8 protein-coding genes are annotated in these 10,313 nt (G+C 29.8%); 5 read left to right on the plus strand and 3 right to left on the minus strand.

The window, feature by feature from the left end; translation table 11 throughout:
* Positions 1 to 11: 11 nt before the first annotated feature.
* The 4 genes from KGF38_RS01135 (at position 12) to KGF38_RS01150 (ending at position 5,632) form a co-directional block, all read left to right on the plus strand.
* A complete protein-coding gene (locus KGF38_RS01135; protein WP_227832099.1) occupies positions 12 to 2,432 on the plus strand; it encodes an excinuclease ABC subunit UvrA in 2,421 nt (806 codons plus the stop codon).
* Complete coding sequence (locus KGF38_RS01140) at positions 2,432 to 3,454, plus strand: serine hydrolase domain-containing protein (RefSeq protein WP_227832100.1); 1,023 nt, start codon at positions 2,432 to 2,434, stop codon at positions 3,452 to 3,454. Before KGF38_RS01135 ends, KGF38_RS01140 begins: the two co-directional genes overlap by 1 nt.
* Before the next feature lie 95 nt (positions 3,455 to 3,549).
* Positions 3,550 to 4,296 carry a MerR family transcriptional regulator gene (locus KGF38_RS01145; RefSeq protein WP_167640627.1) on the plus strand — a complete coding sequence of 249 codons (747 nt, stop codon included), beginning with the start codon at positions 3,550 to 3,552 and terminating at the stop codon, positions 4,294 to 4,296.
* Positions 4,297 to 4,381: 85 nt separating this feature from the next.
* A complete protein-coding gene (locus KGF38_RS01150; protein ID WP_227832101.1) occupies positions 4,382 to 5,632 on the plus strand; it encodes an MFS transporter in 1,251 nt (416 codons plus the stop codon).
* Positions 5,633 to 5,989: 357 nt separating this feature from the next.
* On the opposite strand, the gene KGF38_RS01155 is transcribed toward KGF38_RS01150, so the two are convergent.
* A complete protein-coding gene (locus KGF38_RS01155) occupies positions 5,990 to 6,640 on the minus strand; it encodes a membrane protein insertase YidC (protein ID WP_227832102.1) in 651 nt (216 codons plus the stop codon).
* Positions 6,641 to 7,338: 698 nt separating this feature from the next.
* Here KGF38_RS01155 and KGF38_RS01160 point away from each other — a divergent pair.
* Positions 7,339 to 7,932 carry a nitroreductase family protein gene (locus KGF38_RS01160; RefSeq protein ID WP_227832103.1) on the plus strand — a complete coding sequence of 198 codons (594 nt, stop codon included), beginning with the start codon at positions 7,339 to 7,341 and terminating at the stop codon, positions 7,930 to 7,932.
* A 221-nt stretch (positions 7,933 to 8,153) separates the two neighbouring features.
* Here the strand turns inward: KGF38_RS01160 and KGF38_RS01165 are convergent, their stop codons facing one another.
* Positions 8,154 to 9,557 carry an MATE family efflux transporter gene (locus KGF38_RS01165; protein ID WP_167640630.1) on the minus strand — a complete coding sequence of 468 codons (1,404 nt, stop codon included), beginning with the start codon at positions 9,555 to 9,557 and terminating at the stop codon, positions 8,154 to 8,156.
* Entirely contained in the window at positions 9,541 to 10,002 is a 462-nt protein-coding gene (locus KGF38_RS01170) for a MarR family transcriptional regulator (RefSeq protein WP_219674348.1), read from the minus strand. Before KGF38_RS01170 ends, KGF38_RS01165 begins: the two co-directional genes overlap by 17 nt.
* Positions 10,003 to 10,313 lie beyond the last annotated feature (311 nt).

The raw sequence follows: 10,313 nt of genomic DNA on the forward strand, positions 1-10,313 counted from the left end.
GAGGTGAACCAATGAAAGAAATAAAAATTAATGGAGCTAAGATACACAATCTTAAAAATATAGATGTTTCTATCCCAAAAGACAAACTTGTTGTTGCAACAGGTGTCAGTGGCTCAGGTAAATCCAGCCTTATGTTTGACATTGTATTTGAAGAGGGGCGTAAACAATATCTACAATCTTTAGGCATACTTTCAGGAATTGATAAGGAAGATAAATTTGATAATATTCAAGGTTTAGCTCCTACAATAGCCGTCCAACAAAATATTATTCGTCAAAGTAATCCTCGTTCAACAGTAGGCACAAGAACCAATATCCTTAATATGCTTACGCTATTGTACTCAACAGAAGGACAGATAATGTGTACGATGTGTAATACTCCTGTAGGCACTAATCTAGTTTGTAATGATTGTGGTCATAAAGAGGAACGATTGAGACCAAGTTATTTTTCGTACAATTCTTCAGACGGAATGTGTATGAAATGTTCTGGACATGGAGCATATTTTGAGATTAATATTGAAAAGCTAGTCTTAGATAAACATGATACCCTAAAACAAGTCTTGAATAGAGCAAAAATTACACCAGGATATTTGAGAGTATTATCTAAAAAATTCAAAGATTACTTAGAAATACAATTCTTACAATTACCTGAGGAAGTAAAAAATGAAGTACTCTATGGTCATTATGAAAATGGTAAAAAAAGTTCCTCTTTATCCAAATTATTTCACAACCGTTACAAAAGAGGTGAAGATTTAAATGGAATTTATACTATGACTACTTGTTCGGATTGTCATGGTTTTAAGATTGGTGAAGAAGCACGTGGAGTACTCTTAAATGGAAAACATATCGGTGAGCTTGGAAAAATGACTATTTTGGAAATTGATGAGTTTCTTAAAACTTTATTGAATCAAGAGAATTTAAATACATTTGGTACAAACCTTATAAATGATATTTTGACCAAAACTAGCCACCTAATAGAATCACGATTAGGCCATTTATCCTTATACAGAGAAATGTCAACTTTGAGTGGTGGAGAGATACAAAGACTATTTTTAAATTCACATCTTGATTCAGAGATGGATTCATTAATTTATGTGCTTGATGAACCAACTGCTGGATTACATGAATCAGAAAAAATAGACATCTTGAAATCCATCAAAAAACTTAAAGACTTAGGTAATACAGTCATAGTAGTTGAACATGACAAAAATACAATTAAAATGGCAGAGCATATTATTGATATTGGACCAAAGGCTGGTATTGAAGGTGGGCAACTTGTGTATCAAGGAGATTTAGAAGGTCTACTTCAATCAGATAAATCTCTCACTGGACAATATTTATCAGGAAAATACTCAATGCCTAATAGATTGACCTCTAAAAATATTACGAATATTGATAAAATACCTTGTATAACTATCCAAAATGCAAATACAAATAACCTTAAAAATGTAACAGTATCATTACCTTTGGGTGCTATGGTTGGAATATCTGGTAAATCAGGCAGTGGAAAAAGTTCTATTGTGTCAGACACCCTACTTCCTCTTCTTAGAAGTTACTTTAATAACCACAATATCAATAGTCAAACAAGTAGCACAGATAGTGAAATAAACGATGAAGATGATTATACACTTGTTGAAACTATAGCAGACAGATTGATAGGCACTAAGTATATTTCTGGATATTCAGAGATATCTCAGTCCCCTATTGGTAAGAATATGAATTCAACCCCTGCATCTTATATTGGTATATGGGATAAGATACGTACATTATTTGCAAATCAACCAGAATCAATAGCTCAAGGATTTACAGCTGGCCATTTTTCATTTAATTCTAAAGGAGCTTGTCCTAAATGTAGTGGCAGTGGAAATGAAAAAGTCTGGCTGGGTAGTAACTTGAGTATAGACCATATATGTAATGAATGTCATGGAAAGAGATTTAATGACGAATCTTTATCTATTAAATATAAAAATAAAAATATTCATGATATTTTAAATATGAGTGTATCTGAATCTGTAAATTTCTTTGGAGATATTCCAAATATTGTTTCACACTTAAAGGTACTAGAACAAATAGGTATGGGATATATAAAACTGGGTCAACCTACTCCTACTTTAAGTGGAGGTGAGTCTCAAAGAATCAAGCTTGCAAAAGAAATTGGTAAAAAACGAACTGGTAATATCCTTTATGTGTTGGATGAACCAACTACTGGTCTAAGTCTATATGATACTGCTAAACTAATGAAACTATTGGATGAGTTAGTGGCAAATGGAAACTCTGTAATCGTTGTTGAACATGACATAGATGTTTTAAAAGTTTGTGACTGGATTGTTGAACTTGGTCCAGAAGGTGGCGATAAGGGAGGCTATATAATTGCAGAAGGCTCTCCTAACTCTCTAAAAGAAAATCCAAAATCTATAACAGGAAGGTATCTATAATGAATAAAAACAACTGCTTAGATTTAACATTTGAAAATGTAGACCCTTCAATCGTTGGTATGAGTTCAAAAAAACTCTCACAACTTGAACCTTTAATAATCTCGCAATACAGTAATATAAATGGGATAATTATTTCAAGGAAAGGAAATATAGTATTTGAAAAATATTACAATGGTTATAATGTTGATGATACTTTTCATGTTGCCTCAGTTACAAAAAGTATTATATCTGCTTTAATTGGTATTGCAATAGATAAAGGCTATATAAAAGATATTGACCAAAAAGTTGTTGATTTTTTCCCTGAATACATTTGTAGTCCTTCTGAAATATGTAAAAAGGCAGTAACTATACGCCATTTACTTACAATGACTGCACCATACCCTTTTAAAAATATGACTGAGTCATTAGAGAGACTTTGTAAACAGAAGGATTGGATAAAGTATATCCTTAATCAACTTGGTCAAAAAGGTAACATTGGGACTTTCAAATATTCTTCTGCTGGAACTCACCTACTCTCAGCTATTATCACGAAGACTACTGGTAAATCTGCTCGTGAATTTGCTAATGAACACTTATTTAAACCTATTGGTATGAAAGTTATACCAGATTATGATATGAATGATTTCGGTTTTGAAGATTTATTTGGGAAAAACCTTAAGGGTTGGTCAAAAGATAGGCAAGGTAATTCTACAGGTGGCTGGGGGCTTACATTGAGTGCTAGAGATATGTTACGACTTGGTTTTCTGTATTTAAATAATGGTATTTGGAATAATAAAAGTATTATATCTAAATCATGGATTGAAGAATCAGTCAAAATGAATACTAATGAGTATGGTTATCTATGGTGGTTATGTGAAAAAGACGGAGTTTTATGGTATTCAGCACTGGGGGCTGGGGGAAATGCTATCTGTTGTATTCCACAATATGACTTAGTCATAGCCATACCATCTAAGATAGTTTTTAAACCACGTGATAGATGGGAACTTATTCAAAAACATATACTTACTGCTATAATAGATTAACTATACTACAGATAGCAAAACCCTCCACTATAACACCAGACTTTGGTTTAGTGATATTATGATTGATACTACATACATAAAGGAGTTGAATACTAATGAACACTTACACAACATCAGAAATAGCAGATTTAATTGGTGTACATCCTAATACAGTTCGTTTATATGAAGAACTCAACTTAATACCTAGACCTAAACGTAATACCAATGGATATCGTATCTTTAATGATTTTCATATAGAACAATTTAGATTTGCTCGCACAGCCTTAAAAATTGAAGTTATGCAAAGAGGGTTGAGAAAAAACGCCCTTGAGATTATCAAAACATCCGCAAATAGAGACTTTGACAAAGCTATCTGTCTTGTAGACCAATACTTGCAACAGTTAGAAATAGAAAAATCCAATGCTGAGGAGGCTCTTACCATAGTTGCACAAATTTTAAATGGAACTACTACTGAAACAGATAAACTATTTCTAACTAGAAAAGAAACTGCAGAACACTTAAAAGTTACAATAGATACTTTAAGAAACTGGGAGATGAATGGTTTACTAAAAGTAAAAAGAAAACAAAATGGTTATCGTGTATATACTGATGAAGATATAAAACGACTTAAAATTATAAGTTCTCTTCGTTGTGCGAACTATTCTCTTTCAGCCATTTTACGAATGTTAAATGCTTTATCTTGTAATCCAGACACTAATATTAAAACTGTCATCGATACTCCAAAAGATGATGATGAAATTATATCAGTATGTGATAAGTTGATAACTTCATTGAAAGAAGCTGAACATAATGCAAAAACCATGAAAGCTCATCTTCAAATTATGAAAAAACAATTTTCTTAACCCTACACTCTAACTCCAGACTTTGATTTGTGTGTTATTCTTAAGAGCGAGAAAAATTCAACACACAAATCAAAGGAGGAATAGAATGGAAAACAAAAATACTAATTCTACATGGAAGAAAAAAGTAATTACCTTTCTAGCAAGTCAATATATTTCCCTATTTGGCTCATCGCTTGTACAGATGGCCCTTATATGGTATGTCACACTTCAAACATCATCAGGAATATGGGTAACAATTTTAACTGTATGTTCCTTTATCCCTCAAATGATAATTTCTTTTTTTGCTGGTGTATGGGCAGACTACTACAATAGGAAAGTACTCATCATTGTATCAGATTCAATAATTGCTATCTCTACAGTAGTTCTAATACTATTTATGATGTCATCAACTGGAACAAAGAATGAAATGATAGCTATAGCAATAGTATCTGTTATACGTTCATTGGGAAGTGGTGTGCAGACACCTGCTGTAAGCGCAATGATTCCTCAACTTGTACCAGAAGAATATTTAATGCGTTTTAATGGCATAAATGGTAGTCTACAATCTATAGTACAATTTATAGTTCCTATTGTAGCTGCAGCAATCCTTAGTTTTGGGAATAAAATAAATCAAATTCTTTTAATCGATATATTTACTGCAATTATAGCTATTGTGTTATTAATATTTATCAAGATTCCTAAACATAACATACCAAAGCAAGTTGAAAAAGTATCATTTTTTACAGATATGGTATCAGGAATAAAGTACTGCTTTTCAAATAAATTCATTAGAAAGATACTTTTTACTTATAGTGCATTCATGCTTCTTTGTGTTCCATCAGGTTTTCTTATAGGGCTATTGATTGAACGTACATTTGGCAAGGGTTATATGTATCTGTCTATTATTGAAATGATTGGGTTTTTAGGTATGGTTTTAGGTGGATTGGTTATAGGAATCTTTGGTGGCTTTAAAAACAGAAATAAGACATTTTTCTTAGCAATATTATCTTATGCTATTTTTTCAATTATTTTAGGTCTTGTAACGCACGCTTGGCAATTTTTTATATTTATGTTTTTTACCAATTTTTCTATTCCAATTATTCAAGCATCAGCTATGACTATGTTGCAAGAACATGTAGAACCGCAGATGCAAGGTCGAGTTCTTAGTTTACCTATCATCATATATACAGGCTTTATTCCCCTTGGTATGATGGTTTTTGGACCAATGGCAGATATACTATCTATTAATAATTTAATCATAATAGCAGGTATTATGCTCTTATTTTTCGCCTTGTCTATTCCCTACTCAAAACAGTTTTATAATCAAGGAATATTTAAGTCAAAAGAATCCAAGTAATCTATACTAAAATAATAATACTATATAATGCTCAACTAAAATTATATACTTGTCTTAATAATCATCTTAGCTATTTCACGTGAAACTCTACATGCTGAGAATTCATTTTAAATATGGAATCATAATATCTAATTCCATTAAATCTATATAACTATTTTTAATATTGTAAGTGATTCAACTTCATCATCAGCAGTTATGTAAATCTAGCTTCTTTTTTGTAGACTTTATTTTAGTCTATATTAATTTATTTATTTTGCAACTATTTTTAATAGTATTATTATAGTATTACTAATAAAAATAGCCTGCTAACTATATCTCAAGTTAGCAGGCTAAAATATGTCTAGAATAATAATTATATTACTTAGCTACTATTCTATTTTTTCGATTAAAATATATTCTAAAACAAATATCTTCAATTAATGAGTAAATTGCACTTGTTATAAAGTACAGACCTATCGCTACTGGAGTTCTAGCAGTCAATATAAGACTTGTTATAGTAGTCACTAAAGCCATTTGCTTGTTAAACTTTACTTGAGAATTCACCTTAAAATACGGTATATAATTCACCAAATTTGAAGCTAACATAATTAATGTATATATGCAAGGCAATATAAATAAATTATCAAATGTACCTAAATTAGCAATCCATGGAATTATAATTGTTGTAAATTCCTTTGTCATATCTAGACATACATGATATAACGCATATACTACTGGCATTTGCACTAAAATTATAAGGCATCCCAGCATACTCTTCATACTTTCTATAGAATTTACTTGTATTTGCTTTTCCAATTCTTTAGTATCATTCTTATACTTTTCTTTTATATGTTCCATTTTTTCTGCTAATTCTTGCTGTTTTTTTACAGAAAATCTTTGTTTCAATGACAGTGGCATTAGTACTAACTTCACTACTAAAGTTATAAGTACAATAGAAATCCCAAAATCTCCTGTAAAGTTAAATAATATACTTAATAATCCTTGTAATATACTTGAAATGAAATCCATTTTATTATCTCCTTTTATTTTTAATCTTTAGAATTATAATAGATTCATTTCAAATTAAAACAGACTACAATACCTCCAAATATCATATTTTTGAAAAACGATATACTGTTTAGGCAATCTTTCTTCAGAGTATGTATTTCTATTTACAAATATGTTTCTTATTAAAACATATGTAATTCTATGATTTAAGAGGTCTTTACAAAAATAAATTATACTTCCAATAATAGATACCAATAATGTCATATAAATTAGTATATATATCATACTATCCATATCTAATTTCACTACATCACCTCTTCAGTGTTCATATTTAGTTTTAAATAATTATAGTATATAAATTCTCTAATGTAAACATATAGATTATTATATTTATCATATTTTATTCACAATATTTTATATTTATAAGTATCTAATACTTTCATATGTAACTTTTAATAGAAAACATATATGTTACTCTTTTACACATCTGAACCTCTCATGACTAAAACCACAAAGTTCCTGCTTTATAGAATTTTATATAATTCACAAAACAATACTAAATTTTTATAGTTTATTCTTCTATATAGTCCTTAATATAATATCAAATACAACCCTATACCAAGATTAATGACTTTTTTCCTGATTAATGCTAAAATAATTAAAAATGGAAACTAAAACTCAAATGTATTTTCCCAAAAAATAAACGGAGGTTACTTAAGATGATAAGTGATTCTATATCAAAAAGACGCAGTATTAGAAAATATAAAAATCAAAGTATTTCACATGAAACCATAGAAAAAATAATTGAAGCTGGAATAAATGCACCTTCATCTAAAAACAGACAACCATGGCATTTTGTTGTTGTCACTGAAAATGAAAAAGAATCTATGCTTAAAGTCATGAGTAAGGGTATTCAAAATGAAATTGATGACAATGGACTTCTTCCAGAGAGTCGTCAACATATAGCTGGTGCAAATTACACAGTTGAAATTATGGAACAAGCTCCAGTAACAATCTTTATTTTAAACAAATTAGGTAAATCACCTTTAGAAAGCTTATCTGCTGAAGAACGCTTCTATGAAATGGCAAACATACAATCAATTGGAGCTGCCATTCAAAACATGTCACTTATGGCTGTAGAATTAGGTCTAGGTAGTCTTTGGATTTGTGATGTATACTTTGCATATCGTGAATTATGTGAGTGGCTAGATACAGGTAATCAATTGGTAGCTGCAATATCTTTAGGTTATCCTGATGAAGAACCATCAATGAGACCTAGATTACCATTGAGTAATGTAACTGAATGGAGATAGGTTTTTAGTTTTATTAAAAAAACAAGCATTATAAATAGTGCATTTTCATTAGCTATTATGCAGATTTGAGTGTTTTTTAAACAATCTTTTCAAGTAAGATAAAGTATCTATACTCTGCAATCTCACTGTAGCTCCTGAAAATGCACCTCTAAAATTATACATGAATATTATTTTAGTATTAATCAATAAAATTTAATTTATTACATTTCTTAGAGATTCTCTTATACTTCCACAATCTCCTTATGATTACCAATCATCTTATTTTGCTTTATAGTTAATGACTTCATTTCATGAAGTGCAAAGTATATACATACAATTGCCGCTGCAGCATCTGCTATTGGACCTGCAAACATTACTCCATCAATTCCCATAAACATTGGTAAGATTACTATCAATGGAATTAAGAATAGAATCTGACGAGTCAAAGAAGTAAAAAGTCCCAGTACTGATTTTCCAATTGATGTAAAGAAAGTTGATGATATTATTTGAACACCATTTATAAATGTTAAGAACAAGAAAGTCCTAAAATAATGTTCTGCAAATATAAAATAAGTCTCATTTCCATTACCAAATATAGATGTAATTTGTCGTGGGAATAGTTGGAAGCATAAGAATGCAATAATAGCTATAACAGTTGCACTTCCTACTGCTAACTTATATGCTTCTTTTACACGATTATAATTTTCAGCTCCATAATTATATCCTATAATAGGTTGCATACCTTGTGCTATACCTATAATTATAGATATAAAAATCATATTTACTTTAATAATAATACCAACACAAGCAAGTGGAATCTCACTTCCATAAACTGACCTAGCTCCATAGTATGCCAATGTATTGTTCATAACTATCTGTGTTACAGTCATTGCTAATTGATTAAAACATGAACTTGAACCTAGTGCAAATATATGTTTATAAATTATACTCTCTAATTTAAAACTTTTCTTATGTAATTTGATATGTTGAAAGTTCTTTATATAATAAATACTTATTGCAAAAGATATAAACTGTCCAATGACAGTTGCTAAAGCAGACCCAGCAATACCCATATTAAAAACAAATATAAATAATGGATTTAAGATTGTATTAATGACTGCTCCTACTAACATACAAAACATAGAAGCTTTTGGTTTTCCATCTGCAAGTATCAACTTACTCATTCCAGTGGACATTATAAGAAATGGTAATCCGATTGATGTAATTTTTGTGTATGTGTGTGCATAAGGTAGTATTTCTGGTGTAGAGCCAAAGAATTTTAATAATGGTGTCAAAAATATTGATACTATTATAAACAAACTTACTCCAAAAATAGCCATCAAACAGATTGAATTTCCTGCTGCTTTTGTAGCCTTTTCTGAGTTTTTAGCTCCTAATTCTAATGAGCATTTAGATGCACCTCCAATACCTAATAACAAGGCAATTGCTGTACATATTGTAGTTAATGGGAAAGTAACATTTGTAGCAGCGTTACCTAATACCCCAACACCTTGCCCAATAAATATTTGGTCAACAATGTTATATAAGGCACTTACTAACATTGCTATAATACTAGGAATTGCATACTTAGTTAATAATTTTGAAACTTTATCATATTCCAATGGTTCTTTATAGTTTTCTTCCAATTTCCTTCGCCTCCAATTTTGCTTCTTCATTCATATCAATAGCTAAAAATGCAACTTTTTCTAACATTGATATAAACAACTCTTTCTCTTCTTTTTCAAATGAACTCAACAATTCTTCTACATATCCATTTGTTATTTTTAATATTTCATCATAACATTCTAAAGATTTCTCTGTAGGATATAAATGCCATGTTCTTTTATCCTTTACACTTGGTTTTCTAGTGATAAATCCCTCTTTTTCTAAATTTGCCAAAGCTCTTGTTATATTACTAGGATTTACAAGGATTTTTTCAAATATAGTATCTTGTGTAATACCTGGATTATTACATATGTGTAACACATAAAAATATTGGCTATTATTGATTCCAATGTCCGCCAATTTCCTGTCAATATAATTTGTATTATATCTATTTATAATGGAAACCCATTTTAATAGCTGTCTCATATTCTCTCCTTATTTATTATTTGTCGCTTATTTTTGCGTGCGCAATAATCTATTTGCTCATGCAATCATTTTACTGCTAATTTTATTCTTTGTCAATAGCACCCAAGTTTATCTTTAAATTATAAAGTCACTATAAATTTCATATATTAGACCATTACTTTAATTTAACTATCTTTAATTTTTCACTAATGTTTAATTACCTTTTATATTAATCTATTTACATAAATAATTCCTAATTCCTAATTCCTAATTCCTAATTCCTAATTCCTAATTCCTAATTCCTAATTCCTAATTCCTAATTCCTAATTCCT

Origin of the sequence: Clostridioides sp. ZZV14-6387, assembly GCF_020657835.1 — a bacterium.
Taxonomy (GTDB): domain Bacteria; phylum Bacillota; class Clostridia; order Peptostreptococcales; family Peptostreptococcaceae; genus Clostridioides; species Clostridioides difficile_A.